Annotated in this window: 20 protein-coding genes; 5 read left to right on the forward strand and 15 right to left on the reverse strand. The window is 64.9% G+C overall.

From position 1 onward, the window contains the following. The first annotated feature begins 51 nt into the window (after positions 1–51). Positions 52–1503: a catalase gene (locus IPF49_19655; protein MBK6289804.1), complete on the forward strand. Its 1452-nt coding sequence runs from the start codon at positions 52–54 to the stop codon at positions 1501–1503. A 132-nt stretch (positions 1504–1635) separates the two neighbouring features. Here the strand turns inward: IPF49_19655 and IPF49_19660 are convergent, their stop codons facing one another. From IPF49_19660 to hyfB, 11 genes are all read right to left on the reverse strand, one after another. Then, positions 1636–3138 carry an acyl--CoA ligase gene (locus IPF49_19660; protein MBK6289805.1) on the reverse strand — a complete coding sequence of 501 codons (1503 nt, stop codon included), beginning with the start codon at positions 3136–3138 and terminating at the stop codon, positions 1636–1638. Between the two features lie 18 nt (positions 3139–3156). After that, positions 3157–3486, reverse strand: a complete 330-nt coding sequence (locus IPF49_19665) for a xanthine dehydrogenase family protein molybdopterin-binding subunit (GenBank protein MBK6289806.1) — start codon at positions 3484–3486, stop codon at positions 3157–3159. A gap of 71 nt (positions 3487–3557) precedes the next feature. Further along, positions 3558–5426 carry a xanthine dehydrogenase family protein molybdopterin-binding subunit gene (locus IPF49_19670; protein MBK6289807.1) on the reverse strand — a complete coding sequence of 623 codons (1869 nt, stop codon included), beginning with the start codon at positions 5424–5426 and terminating at the stop codon, positions 3558–3560. Positions 5427–5450: 24 nt separating this feature from the next. After that, complete coding sequence (locus IPF49_19675) at positions 5451–5957, reverse strand: (2Fe-2S)-binding protein (protein ID MBK6289808.1); 507 nt, start codon at positions 5955–5957, stop codon at positions 5451–5453. 34 nt (positions 5958–5991) lie between these two features. Further along, the gene (locus IPF49_19680; protein ID MBK6289809.1) at positions 5992–6870 is read right to left on the reverse strand and encodes a xanthine dehydrogenase family protein subunit M; all 879 of its coding nucleotides are present in this window, start codon (positions 6868–6870) and stop codon (positions 5992–5994) included. A 193-nt stretch (positions 6871–7063) separates the two neighbouring features. Next, positions 7064–7564 carry a formate hydrogenlyase gene (locus IPF49_19685; GenBank protein MBK6289810.1) on the reverse strand — a complete coding sequence of 167 codons (501 nt, stop codon included), beginning with the start codon at positions 7562–7564 and terminating at the stop codon, positions 7064–7066. A 7-nt stretch (positions 7565–7571) separates the two neighbouring features. After that, a complete protein-coding gene (locus tag IPF49_19690; GenBank protein ID MBK6289811.1) occupies positions 7572–9080 on the reverse strand; it encodes an NADH-quinone oxidoreductase subunit C in 1509 nt (502 codons plus the stop codon). Next, positions 9077–10537, reverse strand: coding sequence for a hydrogenase 4 subunit F (locus IPF49_19695; protein ID MBK6289812.1), 1461 nt, complete (start codon positions 10535–10537; stop codon positions 9077–9079). The genes IPF49_19690 and IPF49_19695 overlap by 4 nt, the downstream gene beginning before the upstream one ends. 8 nt (positions 10538–10545) lie before the next feature. Further along, positions 10546–11211: a formate hydrogenlyase gene (locus tag IPF49_19700; GenBank protein ID MBK6289813.1), complete on the reverse strand. Its 666-nt coding sequence runs from the start codon at positions 11209–11211 to the stop codon at positions 10546–10548. 4 nt (positions 11212–11215) lie between these two features. Then, positions 11216–12253 (reverse strand): NADH-quinone oxidoreductase subunit H, encoded by a 1038-nt coding sequence (locus tag IPF49_19705; GenBank protein ID MBK6289814.1) that lies wholly within the window; start codon positions 12251–12253, stop codon positions 11216–11218. Next, positions 12163–14145, reverse strand: coding sequence for a hydrogenase 4 subunit B (hyfB, locus tag IPF49_19710; protein MBK6289815.1), 1983 nt, complete (start codon positions 14143–14145; stop codon positions 12163–12165). The genes IPF49_19705 and hyfB overlap by 91 nt, the downstream gene beginning before the upstream one ends. Positions 14146–14252: 107 nt before the next feature. On the opposite strand from hyfB, the gene IPF49_19715 reads away from it, so the two are divergent. The 4 genes from IPF49_19715 (at position 14253) to IPF49_19730 (ending at position 16807) form a co-directional block, all read left to right on the forward strand. Then, positions 14253–14447, forward strand: coding sequence for a CopG family transcriptional regulator (locus IPF49_19715; protein MBK6289816.1), 195 nt, complete (start codon positions 14253–14255; stop codon positions 14445–14447). 150 nt (positions 14448–14597) lie between these two features. Further along, positions 14598–15704, forward strand: a complete 1107-nt coding sequence (locus tag IPF49_19720; protein MBK6289817.1) for a nitronate monooxygenase — start codon at positions 14598–14600, stop codon at positions 15702–15704. Beyond that, the gene (locus IPF49_19725) at positions 15667–15969 is read left to right on the forward strand and encodes a hypothetical protein (protein MBK6289818.1); all 303 of its coding nucleotides are present in this window, start codon (positions 15667–15669) and stop codon (positions 15967–15969) included. Before IPF49_19720 ends, IPF49_19725 begins: the two co-directional genes overlap by 38 nt. 37 nt (positions 15970–16006) lie before the next feature. After that, positions 16007–16807 (forward strand): electron transfer flavoprotein subunit beta/FixA family protein, encoded by an 801-nt coding sequence (locus IPF49_19730; protein ID MBK6289819.1) that lies wholly within the window; start codon positions 16007–16009, stop codon positions 16805–16807. 7 nt (positions 16808–16814) lie between these two features. On the opposite strand, the gene IPF49_19735 is transcribed toward IPF49_19730, so the two are convergent. From IPF49_19735 to IPF49_19750, 4 genes are all read right to left on the reverse strand, one after another. Next, positions 16815–17645, reverse strand: coding sequence for an enoyl-CoA hydratase/isomerase family protein (locus tag IPF49_19735; GenBank protein ID MBK6289820.1), 831 nt, complete (start codon positions 17643–17645; stop codon positions 16815–16817). A 21-nt stretch (positions 17646–17666) separates the two neighbouring features. Continuing rightward, a complete protein-coding gene (locus IPF49_19740; GenBank protein ID MBK6289821.1) occupies positions 17667–18590 on the reverse strand; it encodes a TIGR03619 family F420-dependent LLM class oxidoreductase in 924 nt (307 codons plus the stop codon). A gap of 78 nt (positions 18591–18668) precedes the next feature. After that, positions 18669–21098: a CoA transferase gene (locus IPF49_19745; GenBank protein MBK6289822.1), complete on the reverse strand. Its 2430-nt coding sequence runs from the start codon at positions 21096–21098 to the stop codon at positions 18669–18671. A gap of 61 nt (positions 21099–21159) precedes the next feature. Continuing rightward, positions 21160–22320, reverse strand: coding sequence for an acyl-CoA/acyl-ACP dehydrogenase (locus IPF49_19750; protein MBK6289823.1), 1161 nt, complete (start codon positions 22318–22320; stop codon positions 21160–21162). Positions 22321–22326: the final 6 nt, after the last annotated feature.

Raw genomic sequence — 22326 nt, forward strand, 5'->3', positions numbered from 1 at the left:
GGCCCCGCCCGCTCGGCGCGGGCCGCGCAAACATCGGAGAGGAACACTTCCTTGAACAAGAAACTCACCACCAATTCCGGGTGTCCGGTTGCCGACAACCAGAACGTGATGACGGCCGGCCCGCGTGGCCCGCAGTTGCTGCAGGACTTCTGGTTCCTGGAAAAGCTCGCGCATTTCGATCGCGAGGTGATTCCCGAGCGGCGGATGCATGCCAAGGGGTCCGGCGCCTACGGCACATTCACCGTCACGCATGACATCACGAAGTACACGCGTGCCAGGGTCTTTTCCGCGATCGGCAAGAAAACCGAACTGTTCAGCCGCATGTCCACCGTGGCCGGTGAGCGCGGCGCCGCCGATGCCGAACGCGACATTCGCGGTTTTGCCCTCAAGTTCTACACCGAGGAAGGCAACTGGGACCTGGTGGGCAACAACACGCCGGTGTTCTTCCTGCGTGACCCGCTGAAATTCCCTGACCTCAACCACGCCGTGAAGCGCGACCCGCGCACGAACCTGCGCAGCGCGAGGAACAACTGGGACTTCTGGACCTCGCTGCCCGAGGCGTTGCACCAGGTCACCGTCGTGATGAGCGACCGCGGCATTCCCGCGAGCTATCGTCACATGCACGGCTTCGGCTCGCACACCTTCAGCTTCATCAATGCGCGGAACGAGCGCTTCTGGGTCAAGTTCCACTGGCGCACGCAGCAAGGCATCCGCAACCTGACCGACCAGGAAGCAGAGGCCGCGGTCGGCAAGTGCCGCGAGACGCACCAGCGCGACCTGTACGAAGCCATCGAGCGGGGCGACTTCCCCAAATGGACCCTCCACGTGCAGGTGATGCCGGAGCTGGACGCGGCGAAGGTGCCTTACCATCCCTTCGACCTGACCAAGGTATGGCCGCAGAAGGACTACCCGCTGATCGAGGTCGGCATGATCGAATTGAACCGCAATCCGGAGAATTATTTCGCCGAGGTCGAGCAGGCCGCGTTCAACCCCGCCAGTATCGTGCCGGGCATCGGCTTCTCGCCGGACAAGATGCTGCAGGGACGGCTCTTCTCCTACAGCGATACCCAGCGTTACCGGCTCGGCGTGAATCACCACCTGATTCCCGTCAACGCGCCGCGCTGCCCGGCACACAGCTACCATCGCGATGGTGCGATGCGGGTGGACGGCAACCACGGCAGCCGGCTCGGCTACGAGCCGAACAGTTACGGCGAATGGGCGGAGCAGCCCGATTTTCGCGAGCCACCGCTGGCGCTCGACGGTGCAGCCGATCACTGGAACTTCCGCGAGGACGATGCCGACTACTACTCGCAGCCGCGCGCGCTGTTCCGCCTGATGACGCCTGCGCAACAGCAGCTGCTGTTCGAGAACACCGCACGCTCGATCGGCGATGCGCCGCGTGAGGTCCAGTTGCGCCACATCCGCAACTGCTTCAAAGCGGACCCGGCCTATGGTGAAGGCGTGGCAAAGGCGCTGGGCATCGCCGCGAGCGAAGCCAGCTGAGCCGGCATGGAAAGCTGATCGATCAAGGTGACGATTCTGCTATCCGCAACAGGAGCATCTCGCCCTTGCGACCCCGGTAGCGGGCGGTACCACGCAAATGCGGGCACCGCGCGTTCCGCAACGGCCTGATGCTCAGGCGTTTTTCGCCAGCTCCGCCTTGACCACGCGCCGCAGCAGCTTGCCGGTCTCGTTGTAGGGCAGCGCGGGCCAGAACTCGATGCACTGCGGCACGCGCGAGGAGCGCAGGCGCTCGCGCACCCAGCCCTGCAGCGCGGCCGCATCGGCCTGACGGCCTGATTTCAGCACCACCGCGGCAGCCACTCCCTCGCCCCATTGCTCATCGGGAATACCGACCACCGCGACGTCGGACACCGCCTCGTGCTCGAGCAACACGTCCTCGATCTCCCCCGGCGACAGGTTCTCGCCGCCGCGCACGATCACGTCATCCGCTCGCCCTTCCAGGAACAGGTAACCGTCGGTGTCCATGCTGCCCGCATCGCGGGTCGGAAACCAGCCGTCGTTGTCCAGAGCGCTCGCGCGCCCGGCATATTCGCCCGAGACCTGTTCGCCACGCACATAAATTTCACCGCGTTCCCCCGGCCCCAGCACCTGCCCCTCGTCGGAGCGGATCTCGATCTCGACACCGGGCAACGCACGTCCCACCGAAACCAGCCGGCGCCGCAGCGCGGGATCGTTGCTGGCGACGGCGTCGCGGTGCTCCTGTGGCCCGAGCACCGCAATCGTGGAGCTGGTCTCGGTGAGGCCATAGGCATTGGTGAAATCGGTGGCGGGGAACAATGCCATCGCGCGCTCGATCACCGCGAGCGGCATCTTGCCGCCGCCATAGGACAGCGCGCGCAATTGCGGCAGATCCGCCGAGGCCGCGCCCTCGAGCGCCTCGACGATGCGCGCCAGCATGGTCGGCACCACGAAGGCGTTGCTGACCCGGTTGCGGCGCGCCAGATCGAGCCATGTCTCGGCGCTGAAATTCGCCAGCTGCACCACCCGGCGCCCGGCAAACACCGAACTCAGTACCGCCGCGATCCCGGCGACGTGATAGGGTGGCACGCAAACCAGCGCGGCGTCGTCCTCGGCGGCGGAGCAGAATTCCACCGAGCCCAGGATGTAGGAGACCAGGTGTTTCTGGCGCAGGATCGCCGCTTTCGGCACCCCGGTCGTGCCGCTGGTGAAAAGCAGCACGGCAATGTCCTCGGCATCCATCGACCACGCGGGCGCGACATCTTTGCCCCTGCGCGCGGCGGCGAGAAATTGCTCGCGGGTCCTCACCTCCACGCCTTCACGCCCGGCGAAGGTCGCGGCACGTTCCGGACTCGTTACCAGCACGCAAGGCGTCACCCGCTCCAGCAACGCATCGATTTCCGGACCGCTCAGGCGGTAGTTGATCGGCACGTACGGGATGCCCGCCCAGGCACTGGCAAACAATCCCAGCGGGCAGGCGAGCGAATTCTCGTCGAGCATCGCGAGGTGCCTGGCGCCCGAGCCCTGCAACAGCGCCGCCGCGCTGCCCGCCGCATCGAACAGCTCCCGGCAAGTCAGCGCATCGTCCCCGTTGACGAACGCGATGCGCTCGCCGAAACCCTCGGCAGCCATCTCCAGCAACATCATCATGTTCATCGTGAGCGCATCCGTTTCTCAGCTGTCGCGGGCCGCCCGTGCGGCACGTATCAATGACCAAACCTGCTGCGGCGAGGCCGGTGTCTCGCGCACCGCAACCCCGAGCGGCGCCAGCGCGTCATTGATCGCGCAGACCACGGCAGCTGGCGTGGTGTGCATCGCGCCTTCGCCAGAACCCTTGGCACCGAGCGGCGCAAACGGCGATGGCGTCACCAGCGCCGCTTTCGTGGTCATCGGCACTTCGTTGATCGTCGGTACCAGGTAGTCCATGAAGGTGGACACCAGCGGCTGCGCGTTCTCGTTGTAGACATACTGCTCGAGCAGCGCCGCGCCCACGCCCTGGGCCACACCGCCCTGGATTTGGCCCTCGACGCTGGCCGGATTGAGTCGCGTGCCACAATCATCGGCAATAAAATATTTCAGGAGGGCGGCAGCAGATCGCTGCGCGCAAGCATCGCGCCGGCCACCTGCGCCATTGGCATCTGCGCACCAGGCACACCCTTCACGCGCAGACAGCCGTCCATCAACTCGACCTGGTCCGGCTGCACCTGCAGCAGTACCGCGGCGACCGCGCACAGTTTTTCCGCGATCGCGGCACTGGCGCCAAGGACCGCGCCGGTGATCGCGACGCCGACACGGCTACCACCAGGACCGAAATGCGGCGGTGCGTGGTCGGTATCGGCGTAGACCACGCGCACCTCTTCCATCGTCACCCCGAAATAATCGGCCAGCAGTTGCGCGACGATAGTGTACTGACCCTGTCCCTGCAGGTTGAAGCCGACCCGCGCCGTGATCTGCCCAAGAATATCGATGCCGATGCTCACGCCCTCGGGCACACCAACGCCGGGCACACCGACGGTGCGGTAGGCATTCCAGTCGAACACGCCCGGTTCGATGGTGCTGACCACACCGATGCCGAGCAGACGGCCTGCAGCGCGTGCGCTGGCCTGTTCCTCGCGCAGGCGTCGGTAATCGGCGATCTCGAGCACTTTGTCGAGTGTCGCCTCGTAATTGCCGCTGTCGTACTCGTTGCCGCTCGGAATGGTATAGGGAAACTGCTCCGGACGGATGTAGTTGCGCCGACGCAGCTCGGCAGGATCGAGACCCAGCCCGCGCGCCGCAATGTCCATCAGCGATTCGAGCACGAAGTTATGCGGTGGCGGCCCGTAGCCACGATACGGATAGGATGGCGCGCGATTCGTGGTCACCAACTTCATGTCGTATTGCGCCGCCTCGATGCGGTAGCAGCCGGTGAAGGCGGCGAGCGGCTTGGCAACCGAGATCGTGCCATAACCCTCCGCGCTGGCGCCCTGGTTATCGACCAGGTGCACGCGGAAACCCGTTACCGTGCCATCGGCCTTTACCGCGAGCGAAGCGTCGTAATGACGATCCCAGGACTGACCGCCGCCCGCGAGCAGGTACTCCACCCGATCCTCGATATACTTGACCGGGCGCCCCCCTGCCTTGCGTGACAGCAGCGCCGCGATATCCGTACCGCGCGGTCCGCCCTTGCCACCGAAACCACCGCCTTGGGGATGGCTGATCACGTTGACCTGGTTCGATTGCAGACGCAGCGTCTGGGCGCGGCCCAACGCCATGAAACTCGGGGTCTGGTAGGCACCATGACAGGTCAGCCGGTTTTCGACCAGGTCCCACTGGCATACGCAGCCGAAAGTCTCCATGGGGTTGGCGCCCACACGGTTCCAGCGGAACTTGCCGCTGAACTCGTGATCGGCCGCAGCGAACACCCCGTCGATGTCGCCCCAGGTGAACACGCGTCCCTGGATCAGGTTGCTGCCGTTCTCCTCGTAGAGCAGCGCGCTCTCCGGGTCCAGCGCCGTGTAGGGGTCGGACGTTGGCGCCAGCAGCTCGTATTCGACATCGATCAGTTCACAGGCATCCTCCGCAATGTAACGACTGGTCGCCGCGATTGCGGCCACCGGCTCGCCGACGAAACGCACCTTGCCGACCGCGAGGCTGTAAGGCCCCCAGCCGGCCGGCGCGGTGATCATCGGATCGCACCAGCGCTCGAGATCGGCACCACTCAGCACCGCGTGCACGCCGGGATGGGCTGCGGCCCTGCTGGTGTCGACACTCACAATGCGCGCGTGCGGATGCGGGCTGCGCAGGACCGCGCAATGCAGCATGTCAGGCAGGGAAAAATTGTCGATGAATTGCGCGTGTCCGGTTACCAGTGCGCGATCCTCGATCCGCTTGACTTCCTTGCCCACGAAACGGCGTGCAGTGGTCGGCAGCTGGTCCAGCGAAGTGGGGATTGTCGTCGTCATGCGTGTCTGCTCCCGGTCGTTTGCTCAGTTGCCAAGCGCGGCAGGATCGGCGCGTCCGGCACGCAGCTTGGCGGCCGCGTGACGCACCGACTCCATGATGTGCTGGTAGCCGGTGCAGCGACACAGGTTTCCGCCCAGCGCCTCGCGGATCTCCTCGTCGCTCGGATCGGGCGTGTCACCCAGCAGTTCAACCGTGGTCATCAGAAAGCCCGGGGTGCAGAAGCCGCACTGCAGGCCGTGCTTCTCGATAAAGGCTTCCTGGATCGGGTGCAGGCCGTCGGGGCCCTGCAGGCCCTCGACGGTCCGCAGTTCGGTGCCGTCGGCCTGCACCGCGAGCAGCAGGCAGCTGCGCACCGCCTGGCCGTCCTTGATGATGGTACAGGCCCCGCAGACGCCATGTTCGCAGCCCACATGCGTTCCCGTCAGGTGCAGTTCGTGGCGCAGGAAATCGACCAGCGTCATGCGCGCCTCGACCTCGCGTTCGTAGACCTTGCCGTTCACCGTGAGGCGCACCTTGTGCAGCTGCGTCATGATCCCTTACCTCCGCGTGTCCATTACCTTAGAATCAGGGCGTCGCGCGCGCCAGCGCCTGCGCCAGGCCGCGCTCCACCACCACCGACACGAGATTACGGCGAAAATCGGCCGAGGCGTGCACATCGGCAATCGGTTCCTCGACCTCCGCGGCACCCGCACTACCCGCCTGTCCGAACAGCACCGGATCCGGCACCTGCCCGAGCACGACCTGCTCCGCAGCCGCGAGCTGCACCGCGGTGGCGTTCACGCCGAACACCACGATGCGCGCACTGCTGATGCGCCCGCCCCCGAGCGTCAGCAACACCGCGCAACCGGCCATCGCGAAATCGCCCTTGCGCCGCGACACTTCGTAAAAGGACCAGCCCGTGCCCGGCGCCAGCACCGGCATGCGCACTTCGGTCAGGATCTCGGTGGAAGCGAGATCCGTGGTCAGGTAGGTCACGAAGAAATCGCGCGCCGCAATCAGGCGTTCGCCGTCGGGGCCCACCGCCTTCAGCTGCATATCGAGTGCAATCGCCGTTGCCGGGTATTCCGAAGCCGGATCGGCGTTGGCAAAGGAACCGCCGACACTGCCCTGGGCACGGATCGCGCGGTGTCCGACGTTGAGCGTCGCGGCATGGAACAGCGGTTGGCGCTCGCGCACCAGTGGCGAATCCTCCGCGGCCCGCTTGCTGGCCATCGCGCCGATCGCAATCGTGGCGCCTTCGTCGCGGATATGGTCCAAGCCCCCGATCCGGCGCAGGTCCACCAGTACCTCGGGGCGCGCGACGCGCAGGCTCAGCATCGGCATCAGGCTCTGACCGCCCGCGATGATTCTGGCCTCCAGGCCTTCCTCCTCGAAACGCACCAGCAGCGCGATGGCCTCCTCGAGGGTTTCAGGCGCGTAGTAATCGAATGGTGCCGGCTTCATCGCATTTACCCGTGAATTGCTGGGACGGCTTTGGCTGACGCATTCTAATTGCTGGGAGTGGTGCACCGCCACCCGGCGCGCATCAAATCAGGCCGTTCGGATCTCATTTCCGGTCAAGCGCGCGTTGCGGCGCCGGCGGCACTCTTCACCTGTTGGCAACGAGCGACGAGCAACGCGTGCCGCTGAACGCCGCTCAGCGGAGCGCGCCGAGGATGCCCTGCAGGATCAGCGTGGGAGCGGGAGGGCAACCACTGACCACCGCATCGACGGGAATGATGTCCGACACGCGTGAGGGGCACGCATGACCCTTGCCGAATACTCCTCCGTCACCGGCACAATCACCGATGGCGACCACCAGCTTCGGATCGGGGGTGGCGGCGTAGGTGCGTTGCAGCGCGACCACCATGTTCCGCGATACCGGCCCGGTCACCAGCAGCATGTCGGCGTGGCGCGGAGAGGCGACGAATTTGATGCCGCTGCCCTCGATGTTGTAATGCGGGTTGTTCAGCGCGTGGATCTCGAGTTCGCAGCCGTTGCACGATCCCGCGTCGATCATGCGGATGCACAGCGCGCGCCCCAGCACTTTCAGGATATCGGCCTGCAGTCTCTCGCGCAGATGGGTGTCGTCGCCGGGCGACGGCATGGCATCGCTCAGCATCCCGGTACTGAATATCTGCTTCACGATATCGAACATCGGCACCTCACAGATCAACACCGCTGTAGGACAGGTTGAAGGACTTGTTGATCAGCGGAAAGTCGGGAACGATATTGCCGATCACCGCGTGCTCGATAACCGGCCAGTTGTGCCACGACGGATCGTGCGGGTGGCAGCGGTGGATGCGGTTGCCGGGCGCGGTTTGCAGCGCCACCAGTACCGGTCCGCGCCAGCCCTCGACAAGTCCCGGTGCAAAACCCGCCGGCGTCACGGCAGGCAATTCGTCACGGATCGCGCCCTGCGGCAACTCCCGCAGCAACTGCGTGCACAGTCGCAGCGATTCCTCGAGTTCGTCGAAGCGCACTGCCACGCGCGCCGCCACATCGCCCCGATCGCTACCCGCACGCCGCACCACGATCCGGTCCCACGGCGCGAGCGGCAGGTCGCAGCGCAGATCCAGGGGCTGCCCGCTGGCGCGCCCCGCGAGTCCGCACAGGCCAAATCGCTGTGCCAGCGATGGTGGTACCACGCCGCAGCCGGAAAAACGATCCTGCACCCCGGCGTGGTCATCGATGATGGCGCGCAGGGTGGCCGATTGCGCGGCCAGAAACACGCACTGCGCGAGCAGCTGTTCGCATGCCGCATCGTCCAGATCGTGCAGCGTGCCGCCCGGCACGATCTCGTCCATCGGGTAGCGTGCGCCATAGACGCGCGCGTTGAGCCGCAGCAACTCCTCCTTCAGGTGCGAGAACTGGCTGAGACCGAAGCCGAGCCCGGCATCGTTGGCGAGCGCGCCGAGATCCCCGAGATGATTGGCGATGCGCTCGCGCTCGAGCAGCAAGGCGCGCAGGAACAGCGCGCGTGGCGGCGGAGCAATCCCGCAAATCTGTTCGAGCGCCATGCAATAGGCCCACGAGAATGCCGCCGCGCTGTCACCCGATACCCGCGCCGCGAGACGCTGGCCTTGCACGGGCGAGAGTTCGGTGAAACGCCGCTCGATACCCTTGTGTGCGTAGCCGAGCCGCGTCTCGAGGCGCAGCACTTTTTCACCGACTACAGAAAAGCGGAAATGGCCGGGCTCGATGATGCCCGCGTGCACGGGACCAACGGCGATCTCGTGGACCCCATCGCCCCTGACGTGCACGAACGGGTAGTCGTCCGGCCCGGCGCGGGCGCTGTCTGGCTCGCCCGCGTCATGACGCAGTGGAAAATGATCGCGTGCCCAGCCCGCATGGCGTACCCACGCACGTTTGTCGGCATCGTCCGTTTCGATTCCGAGCAGATCGCGCATGCCGCGCTGCATGCGTGCTGCCGAGGGGTAGATCGTCGCGATGCCGGGCAGCTCTGGTGCGTCTGCCGGCAGCGCGATTTCCAGCACTCGTACCTGCGCGGCATCGAGAAACGCGGCGCGTACCGTAAATCCTGCTCGGAGCGCGCGGTCGTCGCTGCCCCACAGCGCCAGAAAATGCGCGTCACGTGCGCGCAGTTGCCGCACTTCGTCGAGCCAGCCGGATGCAGCGACCCGGATGTGCAGCACGGGAGGTGTGATGCTCACGGCGCACCCCCGATCAGCGTGGCCGCGACCCGGAACCACTGCGCGAGCGCCGGTGGAATCCACACGCCGAGCATCAGCACCAGCAGCAGGTGCGCGAACACCGGCAGCGTGCCGTGTGGTTGCCGGGCAGGCGTGTCGGCGGCAGAACCGAACACCATCGATTGCACACGCGAGAAGATCGCGCCGAACGCAACACCGAGCCCGAGCAGCAGGATCGGCGTGGCCCAGGGCTGTTCGCGCATGGCGGTGGTCAGGATCAGGAACTCGCTGGCGAACACGCCAAAGGGCGGCATGCCGAGGATCGCCAGCGATCCGATCATCAGCCCCCAGCCAACGCGCGGCGAGAACACCAGCAGGCCGCGGATATCGTCGATGATCTGGGTGCCGGCTTTCTGCGCCGCGTGACCGACCGTGAAGAAGATCGCGCTCTTGGTGAGCGAGTGCACCGTCATGTGCAGCAGCGCCGCGAAATTGGCCACCGGCCCGCCCATGCCGAAGGCGAACGTGATGATGCCCATGTGCTCTATCGAGGAATAGGCGAACAGGCGCTTGATATCGCGCTGGCGCCACAGCATGAAAGCCGCGATCACGACCGAGAGCAGTCCGAAGAACATCAGCAGGCGCCCGGGCAATTCGAAGCCGACGGAACCCTCGACCAGCACCTTGCAGCGAATCACCGCGTACAGCGCAACGTTCAGCAGCAGACCCGAGAGCACCGCCGATACCGGCGTCGGACCCTCCGCGTGCGCATCGGGCAACCAGTTGTGCAGTGGCGCGAGTCCCACCTTGGTGCCGTAACCGACCAGCAGGAACACAAAGGCAATCAGCAGCACCGTGGGTTCCATCTCGCCCTTGATGGCATCGAGGTGGGTCCACAGCAACGCGCTCATGCCGCTGCCGCCGAGTGCGCGCTCCGCCGCGGAGTAGAGCAGGATGGTTCCGAACAGTGCCTGCGCGATACCCACGCCGCACAGGATGAAGTACTTCCATGCCGCCTCCAGGCTCGCCGCCGTGCGATACAGCGAGACCAGCAGCACCGTGGAGAGTGTCGCGGCTTCCATCGCCACCCACAGTATGCCCATGTTGTTGGTGAGCAATGCGAGCAGCATGGTGAACATGAACAGCTGGTACATGCTGTGATAGAGCCGCAGGCGCGCGCGGTTGAGCTTGCCGCGGCTTTCCTCGACACGCATGTAATCGCGCGAGAACAACGCGGTGGTGAGACTGACGAATGCCGTGAGCATCGCGAGGAACACATTGAAGGAATCGACGAGGAAGTTCTCGTTCCACACCAGTTGCGGCCCGTCGCGGATGACCCGCGCGGTGAGCGCGCAGCCGGCGATGAAGGTGCCGAGGCTCACGAGCACATTGAGCTCCGCGGCGTGGCGGCGCTCGCCGAGCAGCGCCAGCAGGAGCGCGCCCGCGAGCGGCAGACTCATCAGCACGAGCAATTCCATGAGCCTGTTCAGTCCTCCCGCAGCGCTTCGAGGTGGTGCAGATCGAGGCTGTCGAACTGCTCGCGGATCTGGAAGAAAAAGATGCCGAGAATGATCGCGCCGACCAGCACATCGAGCGCGATGCCGAGCTCGACCACCATCGGCATGCCATAGGTCGCGCTGGTTGCCGCGAAGAACAGCCCGTTCTCCATCGCGAGGAATCCGATGACCTGGGTGACGGCCTTGTGGCGCGTGATCATCATCAGGAACGAGAGCATCACCACCGCCATCGCGATGCCGAGCGTGCCGCGTGTGACGGTGCTCGCGAGCGCGGATATCGGTTGCGCCAGCCCGAAGCAGAACACCACCAGCATCATCCCGATCAGCATCGTGGCCGGGATGTTGAGTTCGGTCTCGGTGTCGCTGCGCAGCCCCAGGCGCAATACCAGCCGGTGCAGTATCCACGGCAGCAGCAACACCTTGAGTGTGAGCGTGAGTGCGGCCGAGTAGTACAGATGATGCTGCGCGCTGCTGAAGGCGACGATCGCGGTCGAGCACACCAGCGCCGCGCCCTGCAGCGCGAACAGATTTATGAGGGTACGGATGCGACGCTGCGCGAGCATTGCAAAGGACAGCAGCAGCACCAGCGCGGCGAACAGATGGATCAGCTGGGCGGAAAAAGGCAATTCGCTCATGCGCTCAGCTCCGCAGCAACAGGCGCACGAGCACGCCGAGCACGGCCAGCAGGAAGGCCATCACGAGAAATTCGGGGGCACGGAAGATGCGGATCTTGGCGCTCAGCGTCTCGATCAGCGCGAGGAACGCACCGGCAACGGTCAGCTTTGCCATGAGAAACACCAGTGCGACAGGCAGTGCGGTCCAGGGGTCGCCGGCGCGGGCCACGCCCCAGGGCAGGAACAGCGCGAAGCCGACACAGGCGTAATTGAACAGCTTCAGCGCCGCGGCCCATTCGATCAGCGCGAGGTGACGCGCGGAGTACTCCAGCACCAGAGCCTCGTGGATCATGGTGAGTTCGAGATGGGTGGCCGGGTTGTCGACCGGGATCCGGGCATTCTCGGCGAGCAGCACCATCAGGAATGCGATCGCGGCAAATGCGAGGCTCGGGTGGATCGCGAGCGAACGCCCCGTCAGCGTCTCGACGATGACCGGCAAAGCGGTGCTGCCCGCGATCAGCGAAGCGGTGAAAAGCACCATCAGCAGGGCCGGTTCGGCGAGAAAGCCGATCATCATTTCACGCCGCGCCCCGAGCGTGCCGAACGCGGTGCCGATATCCATTGCGGCCAGCGAGATGAACACGCGGGCGGTGGCGAACAGACCGACCAGCGCGATCGCATCGGCGGCACGCGCAAACGGCATCCGGGTGCCGAGCGAGGGAATGATGGCGACCGCCGTGACCATCGTGCCGAACACGACGTAGGGCGTGATGCGAAACAGCGAACTGGCATTGTGCGCGAGCACCGCGTCCTTGCGCACCAGTTTGCGCAACATGCGGTAGGGCTGGGTGAGCGGTGCCGCGCGGCGGTTCTGCAGCCACGCGCGACAGCAGTTGATCCAGCCGACGAACAGCGGCGCGAGCAGCACCGCCACCACCACCTCGAGCAGCTGGACGAACAGGCCCTCGATGTTCACAGCACGATCACCAGCAGGGTCAGCAGGGTCACGAAGCTGTACAGCAGGTACGCCGAGATGCGTCCGCGCTGCAGATGCCCGACCCATCCCGCCACGGCGAGTACGGCGTTGGCCACGGGAAGATAGAACGCGCTCCAGATGCGGTCCTCGACCTGAACGCGATAGACCGGGTCGGTATCGAAGGGTGTGGGCAGTTCCCGGCGCATGCGGAAAAACGGCCCGAAGATATGGCGGATCGGCTGGCCAAAGCCCTCGGCGGTGTCCTGCATGCGTGGTGTCTGCCCGGCAAAGCCGCAGTCCCAGGCGGGCGCGCGGCGCACGCGCCCGTGATAGGCGCGCTTGGCGACCAGCGCGGTGAGCGCGAGCACCAGTGCGCTGCCCAGCAGGAACACGATCGGGCTGTAGCTCGCGCGATGCTCCGACAGGGGCACCAGCAGCCAGATGCTCCCTTCGCGCAGCGCCGGTGAATTGCCCAGCACGCTGCCGATCACCTGATCGAGGTATCCCAGCACAACAGAGGGAACCAGGCCGAGCACAACACAACCGAGCGCGAGCCACGCCAGCCCGATCCGCTCGAGTCGCCCGCAATCGCGGGCCTCGTCGAGTGCCGGCTCACGCATCCGGCCGAGGAAGATGACGCCGTAGAACTTGACCATCACGTACGCGGCAAGCGCCGCGGTGAGCGCCAGCACCGCGGCACCGAGCGGCACCAGCATGTTGGCGAAGGGTTGCGGGATCTCGGGCGTGAACAGGAAGGACTGCAGCAGCAGCCACTCCGACACGAAACCGTTGAGCGGTGGCAGACCGGCAATCGCCAGCGTGCCGATCAGCGCCAGCCACGCAACCCAGGGCATGCGGCGCATCAGACCACCGAGCTTGCCGAGACTGCGCTCATGCGTGGCATGCAGTACCGAGCCGGTAGCCAGGAACAGCAGACTCTTGAAGAAGGCGTGATTGAGGCAGTGATACAGGGTGGCCGCGAGCGCGAGTGCCGCCAGCGCGGACATCCCGAATGCGTGGAACATCAATGCCAGCCCGAAACCGGCGAACACGATGCCGATGTTCTCGATGGAGGAGTAGGCGAGCAGGCGCTTCATGTCGGTCTGCACGGCGGCAAACACCACGCCGAACAGCGCGCTGAACAGGCCGAGCGCGAGGGCGAGTGCTCCCCACCACCATTGCTGCACGGGCAACAGGTCAAAACTGACGCGCAGGATTCCGTAGATCGCGGTTTTCAGCATCACCCCACTCATCAGGGCGGAGACCGGCGAAGGCGCGGCGGGGTGCGCCTCGGGCAGCCACACGTGCAGCGGTACCAGCCCGGCCTTGGCGCCGAAGCCGAGCATGGCCAGCAGGAAGGCCACGCTGGACCAGGTCGGGTCGAGGTGGGCGGCACGCATCGCATCGAAGCTGAATTGCCACGAACCGCCCTGCAGCACACCGAAGCACAGCAGCAGGGAAATCGCGCCCAGATGCGCCAGCAGCAGGTACAGGAAGCCGGCACTGCGTATCTCGGGAATGCGGTGCTGGGTAGTGACCAGGAAGAATGACGCGAGGGCCATGGTTTCCCAGCTGACCATGAACGAGTAGGCATCGTCGGCGAGCATCACCAGCGCCATGCTGGCGAGGAACGCGTGGTACTGCAGGCACAGCAGCCCCGGCGAGGCCCCGTCGCCGGCGCGGAAGTAGCCGGCCGAAAACGCCGAAACGCCGGCCGCGGTACCGCCGAGCAGGAACAGGAAGAATGCCGACAGCGGGTCCAGGCGCAGGCTGAACGGGAGCCCGGGCAGGCCAAGCGGCAATATCATATGGCGCGGTTCGGCGGGCAGCGCGGCTAGCGCGGCGAGCGCCAGAAGCAGCGCGCAGAGCGCACCCAGCGGAAACAGGACCCGGCCCACATACACCAGGCTGGCGGGACGCAGCAGGCCGAGCAGGCCAATCAGACCCCAGCCGAGCAGCGCGGCGAGCGCAAGCGTCAGTGGGTCCGGGAAAGAAAGCACGCGCAAGAACCTGCATGGTTGAACTTGACTTATGTTAATCCTATACTCATTCTAGGTGTCGTCAATGTAAATATGATTAACATTAAATGAGTATTGAAAAACGCACATCACGGTTGACTCTTCTCATTGACCCGGACAAGAAGGCCGTGTTCGAGCAGCTCTGCGCACGCGAGGATCAGACTCCCTCGCAGGTCGTGCGCCGCCTGATCAGGGACTACATCGAACAGCGGCTCGGGCAACCCTGGAAACCCGGCGACAAGGTCGTCGGGACGCCGCAGTAGCGGCGCCATCGGGCAGGCATCAAATCAGGCCGTTCGGATCTCATATCCGGTCAAGCGCGCGTTGCGGCGCCGGTGGCCGTTTCAATTGGGCAAGCGAGTGCTTAAATTAGGGCCTCGACAATATTCAACACCTCATACGGGAACAGTGTCATGCGCAATCCCCTGCACACCAAACTCTGCGAGCGGCTGGGCATCGAGTATCCAGTCGTCGCGTTCACGCACTGCAAGGACGTCGCGGTCGCCGTCATCAACGCGGGCGGTTTCGCGGTGCTCGGCGAAGCCATGCATACGCCGGAGCATATCGTGGGCGATATTCGCTGGATCCGCGATCGGGTCAACGGCAAGCCGTTTGGCATCGACCTGGTGCTGCCGGCCTCGGTTCCCGAGGAAAAGACACTCGAGGAACTGTACGCGATGATTCCGCGCGAACAGCGCGAATACACCGACATGATCATGAAGAAATACTCGGTTCCCAAGCCGAAGGAACAACTCGAGATTTCGACCTGGGGCGGGCTTGACCAACAGCGCGGCCTGGCCCAGTTGGAGGTGCTGTTCGACGAAAAGGTACCGGTAATTGCCTCGGGGCTCGGTTCGCCGGAATTCATGCTCAAGCGGGCACACCAGCTCGGCATCCAGGTCTGGGGCCTGGTCGGCAAGCCACGCCAGGCGAAGAAGCAGATTGCTGCCGGCACCGACGTGATCATCGCCCAAGGCTACGATGCCGCCGGACACACCGGCAATATCGGCACCTTCTCGATCGTGCCGCAGGTGGTGGATGCCGCGCGCGCCGCCGGCGTGCCGATACTCGCCGCCGGTGGTGTCACCACGGGCCGCCACCTCGCGGCCGCGCTCGCGCTCGGCGCCGACGGGGTCTGGACCGGCTCGCTGTGGCTGGCCTCGCGCGAATCGGACGTGAACCTGCCGATGAAGGAAAAGCTGATCGAGTCGAACGCCGACGACACCTCGTATTCGGACTGCATCTCGGGTTACACGATGCGCACGATCCGCTGTCCGTGGCACGTCGAGTGGGACCGTGAAGATGCCCCGGCGGTGCTCAAGCCACCGCTGCAGATGCTGCTCTCGAACGAGTACATCACCGGCGCCAACGATTACCAGCGCAAGGACCTGATGACCGAGGCAGCGGGCCAGGGCATCGACTACGTGACGGAAATGAAGCCGGCGCGCCAGATACTCTCCGACATGGTCGAGGAAGCGCTCGATGTGTTCGACCGCTTTGGTGCCGATGACGGAAGTTGAGGCACAAGCGGGCGAGCCCTTTCGCGCCGGCTTCGATCCGACGCGCGCGGGTATCCGGGCCGAATGCGACGGCGGTGCCGCGATTGCCGGCACCCGTTTCGCGGGCCGGCAGTTTTTCGCCGGTACCCTGACCGGCGATTACCGCGACTACGGCATCTACCCGTGGCGCTGGTACCTGATGACGCAACTCAGCCAGGCGCCGAAGGACTTCCCCCACGAGGCCGTGTGGTGTGACGCGGGCAGCCTCGCGTTCGAAGACGACTGAACAGTGCTCCGCGGAGCAAGTAACGGAGGACAGGAATATGCGCATCGTGGTTTGCATCAAGCAGGTGCTGGATCCCAGCGCGGTGAACAACTACGCCCTTGCCGGCAATCTCAGGATCGCGGCCGACGGCCGCACGCTCGATGTTCAGGCCATTCCGCGGCTGATCAATGCCTACGACGAACAGGCCCTCGAGGCGGCGCTGCGCCTGCGTGATGCGGGTTGCGAGTGCCGCATCACGGCAGTGTCGATCGGCCGCGATCTGCAGGACCCGCTCAAGCACTGCGCCGCGCTGGGTGCCGACGAAATCGTGGCGATCGAGGCCAAGGCCGAAACGCTGGATCATCACGTCGTGGCAAACATCCTCGCCGCCTATATCCGTTCGAGCGGCGGCGCGGACCTGGTGCTGTGCGGACGCCAGGCTTCCGATGACGACCAGGGCGTGGTGCCCGCGCTGATCGGCGAAGCGCTCGGCTTGCCGATCGCCTCGCTGGCGCGCGCCATCGAGTTAGTGGACGGCGCCCGCTTGCGGGTCACGCGAGTCACCACGGACGGCGACGAGATCATCGAGGGCGCACTGCCGGCGGTTGTGACCGTCAGCAACGAGCTCGGCGAGCCGCGCTTTCCCAGCGCACGCGACAAGATGGCGGCACGCAAGAAGGTACCGCTGGATATCTCCGTCGCCTCGCTGGGATTGTCGGACGCGGAACTGACCCCGCGCGTCGTCCTCGCGAAACAGTACATCCCGGAAATACACGGGCACTGCGAATTCATCGAAGGCACGCCCGCTGAAGCCGCGCAGCTCCTGTTCGAGAAGCTGCGCGCCGACAAGCTGCTGTAAGGCTCCCTCAGATCCCGCGGAACACGGGCTTGCGTTTCTCCAGGAAGGCCGTCGTGCCCTCCTTCGCGTCGAAGGCCGATGCCACCATGGTGCCGGCCACGGCCTCGTAATCGAGGATCTCTTCCAGGGTGCAGTCCTGCGAGCGATGGATCAGGCGGCGCGCCATGTCCACCGCCACGCTGGCACGCTGCGCAATCAGGCGTGCGTAATCGAACGCCGCATCAAACGCCTTGCCCTCGGGAACCAGTTCGTCCAGCAGCCCGATCGCCTTGCTCTCCTCGGCGTTCAGGATCTTCGCGGTTTCGACCATCATCAAGGCATTCGAGAATCCGACCAGCCGCGGCAGAAACCATGACACTCCGCAATCGGGCGAGACACCGACATTGGTGAAGATCGCCGACATGCGCGTCGTGGTGTCGCCGAAGCGGCGGTCGCAGGCCATCGCATAGCCCAGCCCCGCGCCGACGGCGGCACCATGGATTGCCGCTATCACCGGCTTGTCGACCGCCACCAGCTGGCGCACCACGTCGATGAAGGGCCCGCCGGGCGTCTTGCGCTGCGAGCGTGGCAGCGGGCGAGAGGGATCCGAGGTGCCGGGCATCGGTCGCTCGCTGTCGCCCGAGATGAACTCGAGGTCACCGCCGGCGCAGAATGCCCGGCCCGCACCGTGGAGCAGGATCGCGCGCACCGCGTCATTCTCGCGCAGCGAATAAAGCAGTTGCGCGAGTTCGGCGGCCAGATCCCAGCTGATCGCGTTGAGCTTGTGCGGCCGGTTGAGCGTGATGATGCCCACACCGTCCTCGATGCGAAACAGCAGCATGTTTTCTTCCCGGGGCATGGTCTGTCCTCCTGCAGTTGTTCAGCGGAAATTCGGAATGATTTCGCTGTCGTACCATTCGATCCACTCGAGACACTGATCGACCGTATCGACCTGGGGCGTCATGACCTGTGCAACGGTGGTACCCGCCTTCTGCAGGTCCTCGAGTTCGCGCAGAATCCTGTCCCGCTCCGTGACGATCTCGGTCGTGCCTTTTTCCGCGTGCGAGTAGTCCTCGACCTTGTACTCCGTGGTTGTTATCACGATCTCGAATCGATCTTTCTTCTCCTCGTAAGCGGGCTGCCGGCGGATGAATTCGAGGCACCCGCCGAGCTGTTCGGTGGTGATCAGCCAAGGCATCCAGCCATCCCCACGCTGCACCGCACGCTTCATCGCAACCTCGGTGTTGCCGCCGATAAAGATCGGCGGGTAGGGCTTCTGCACCGGCTTTGGCTCCATCACGATGTCCTGAAAACTCACGTATTTGCCCTTGAAGGCGGGTGAGTCCGAGGTCCAGCACTCGATCATCGCATCGATATACTCATCGGTGATCAGGCCGCGTTCCCTGAACGGGACCCCGAGCACCTCGAACTCGCCTTGCAGGTGTCCGGGCGCGGCACCCAGGGTGAAGCGTCCGCCCGCAATGAACTCCAGGGTGGCGATCTGTTTGGCCAGCAGCACCGGGTTGCGATAGGGTACGACCAGCACATAGGTCAGCAGGTGGATGCGCTCGGTCGCACCAGCCAGCACCGCACAGGCGGTGAGGCCCTCGGGGAAACGTCGCCCCATCACCTCGGCCATATCGTCGGGTATGAACAGGTGCTCCGGCACGGTGAGCCAGTCCCAGCTCAGCGCATCAGCGCGCTTGGCGAAGCGGATGATGTCCTTGCCGGTCGCGTGCGCCTCCCAGGGTGCCATCGCGGGTGGGTAATTCAGCAGACCAGGTACCGACAATGCGAATTTCATGATTCCATTTCCTTGTGTTGCTCGAGTGAATCACTGTTGCCCGCCGTCCCCATGGACTGCGCGCCTGCAGGTGCATCGCTAGTAGATCACCCCATCTTCCACGAGTTGCCGGTAGCGTTCCTGCGGCATGCCGAGGATATCCCTGAACACGCGCTCGTTGTCCTGTCCAATCGCGGGGCCAGGCCGTATATCCGCCACGGTGCGGCTGGTCTTCACGTAGGCGCCATAGATCGTTTCGCTAAAGCCCAGGGGATGCACGACTTCCACGAAAGTCTTTCGCGCACGGTAATGCGGATCCGCCAGCAGGTCTGCGATACACAATACCGGTGCCGCGGCGACGCCGTGAGCCTGCAGCGTCGTGGCCAATTCATGGTTGTCAAAGGCCAGGATCCATGCCGCAAGCTCGCGGTGCAGTTCATCGATGTTCGCCACCCGCGCCGCGCGCGTTGCGAAGCGCTCGGAAGCCGCCCACGCGGGCTTGTCCATCGCGCGCACCAACCCCTGCCATTCCGCCTCGCCCGGCACCGCAATGCTGATCCAGCGGTCATCACCGGTGCAACGGAACACGCCGTGCGGCGCCGCCCCCGCCAGCGGATGCTCATTGCCCTTCGGGCCACCCACACGTCCGTTCAGCGCATAATCGATATAGGCCGGACCGACCATTTGCATGATCGCTTCCTGCTGCGAGAAATCGATGTGCTGTCCCTGGCCGCTGGCATCACGATGATGCAGCGCGGTCAGGATCGCAAACGAGCCGAAGATGCCGACAAAAGGATCGGAGAAGGCATTCTCCACCGGGATCGGCCCGCCGCCCTTGTATCCGACCAGGCTGTCGAGCCCCGTGGTCGAGGTCACGCTGAGACCATAGGTGCGCACCTCGCGCAGTGGCCCATCGAGACCCGCGGCCGGCATCGAGAGCATCACCAGGTCCTGTTTGACCTTGCGCAGCTCCTGGTAGCCAAGACCCAGTTGTTCCATCACGCCGGGGCCGAAATTCTCGATCACCACATCGGCTTTTGCGACCAGCTCGAGCGCGAGGCGTTTCGCTTCCGGTTGCTTGAGGTTGAGCGATACCGAGCCATTGCCGGCCCAGCAGGCGTGGTTCGACAGGCTCCGGTCAGGCCCTGGCACACCCTCGGCGAAAGGTGGCAGGTTACGCGTCATATCGATGCGCGCACGCGACTCGATCTTGAGCACTTCGGCACCAAGAAAGCCCAGTGTCTGGCCCGCGACCGGCCCGGCCCACACCCAGCCGAAGTTGATCACCCGCAGCCCCTGCAACGGCAGGGCACGACCCGGGTCTTGCGTCGCACCGTGCGGCGCCGCGATTGGCGTATCCGGCAGCTCGGCGAGTTCACGGCCCAGCTCGGCATTGTGTTCACCCAGCAGCGGCGCGGGTGTCTTCGGCCCGCCCGGTGATTCGGGCAGCCTGAACGGCGCCCCCAGAGTGCGCACACGACCGAGCGCTGCATGCTCGATGTCGACGAAGTAGTTGCGCGCCGCGAGATGGGGCTGTTCCGCCGCTTCGGCGACCGTGAGTACCGCCGTCACCGGGCAACCCGCCGCCTGGCATTTCTCCATGATCTCCATCTTGCCGTGCTGCATCGTCCATTCTTCGATGAACGGATAGATCAGGTCGGCATTCTGGGCGCGCTCGAACATGCTCTGGAACAGATCCAGATCCGCCCATTCCGGATTACCCATGACGCGCCGCAATCCGTTCCACTGCCCGGGCTCCAGCGCCAGCATCCAGACATGACCGTCCATGCAGGGCATGATCGTGGCCGGCGCGCCCTGCGGCATGCCGACGCCGGTGCGCGTGTCGTAGTTGCCCGTCTGCGCAAAGCCGCCGATGTTCTGCCCGCCGACGAAAGTCGCGGCAATCGTCTCGGCCGTGGATACATCGAGATGCTGGCCACCACCGGCCTGGCGGCGACCAAGTACCGCAGCCAGGCCCCAGGCCGCCGCGGCAACCGCACCGCAATAGTCGGCCGCGAACGTGCCATGTTCCAGCGGCATCTCGCCGGGGCGCCCGCAGTAACGATGGCTTGCGCCAGTGAGGTGATAGGCGTTGAGGTCGTACCCGTTCCACTCGCTGTAAGGTCCGGTCTGACCGAAGGGCGTGATCGACACCACCACGAGATCGGGGTTGGTGGCGGCCAGCGTGGCGTAATCCAGCCCCCAGGCCCGCATCTGGGCCGGGCTGTGATTCTCGATCAGCAGATCGGCCCAGGCCAGCAGGCGCAGGAACAGTGCACGCCCCGCCTCGGTGGCGACATCACAGGTGATGCCACGCTTGTTGGTATTGTTGATGAAATAGAGTCCGCTCTTCTCGGGGTCGCTCACATCACCCGGAAACGGTCCTGCCGCGCGCGCCGTGTCACCTCCAGGCAACTCGACCTTGACCACATCGGCGCCATAATCGGCGAACAGTCTGGCGCAGAATGGCGCAGAAACCATCTGTCCGAAATCGATGACCTTGATTCCCGCCAGTGCTCCGGCACTCACCCGCGTGCCCTCTTCACTGCCTGCTCCTGTTGCGCACTCCCCAAGACGCCATCTCCACCAGCTATGCCGACAAGGGGTCTTCGATCGTGGGACCGGTGCCGTCGAGCACCTCGGCCGCGATCAGCTGTTCGAGGTAGCGCGAATCCCACCAGTTCAGCTGCAACTGCTTGGCGCGGCGAAAGAACAACTGGATATCGTATTCCAGCGTGAAGCCATAGCCTCCGTGAATCTGCTCGCAGGTCGCCGTGACATCACGGAACGAGTTGCAGGCAAAAAGCTTCGCCATCGGTGACAGGCGTGCGATCGACCTGCCCTGGGTCTGGGCCCAGGCGGCTTCGAGGACCAGGGTCTTGGCTCCCTCGAGCACCGCAACCGCATCGGCCATGTAGTGCGCCAGCGACTGGAACGAGCCGATCGGTTTGTCGAACTGTACCCGACCCTTGGAGTACTCGACCGTGATCTCCAGCGCGCGGGCGGCGCCGCCTGCAGCCTGCGCCGCGAGCAGGATGAGGCCCTCGTACATGCAGGCCTCCCAGGTTTTCCACCCGCTCCCGGACGCACCCAGACGGTTTGCCGCGGGGACCTCGACATTGTCGAAATGAACCTGGTACTGGGTGTCAGAGGCCATCGAGAGCTGCTGCTCCAGCCTGAGTCCGGGCGCGGTGGTATCGACCAGCAGCAGGTCGATCGCCTCTGGCGCATCACCGGTGCGCGCCAGCACCAGCAGCTTCTGCGCGGCCTTGGCATGGAACACATGTCGCTTCACACCGCTCAGGCGATAGCCATCCGCCGTGCCCTGTGCGCGCAACTGCACACCCTCGGCACCAAAGCCGTTGTCGGGTTCCAGCCATGCCGGCGTGACGATGAGATCACCGCTTCCGATCGGACGCAACAAGGCCTCCTTCTGCGCGCTGCTGCCGGCCTTTTCGATGGCGAGTGCGCTCATCACCGAGCTCACGAAATACGGCCCCGGTGCCAGCGCACGACCGAGCTCCTCGAAGATCACCGCCCGGTCGAGCATGTTCAATCCGATGCCGCCATAGCTTTCGGGCAGCATCATGCCGAGCAGACCGGTTTCCTTCATCTGCGCCCACAACGCGGCGGGTACGCCGATCGGATCGTTCTCCAGATCACGCACGATGCGCGTGGTGCTGTGCTCCTCGCACAGATTGCGCACCATGTCGCGCAGAAGCACCTGCTCTTCGCTGAAATTCAAATCCATCGTCTG

Source organism: Gammaproteobacteria bacterium (assembly GCA_016705365.1).
Lineage (GTDB): Bacteria > Pseudomonadota > Gammaproteobacteria > Pseudomonadales > UBA5518 > UBA5518.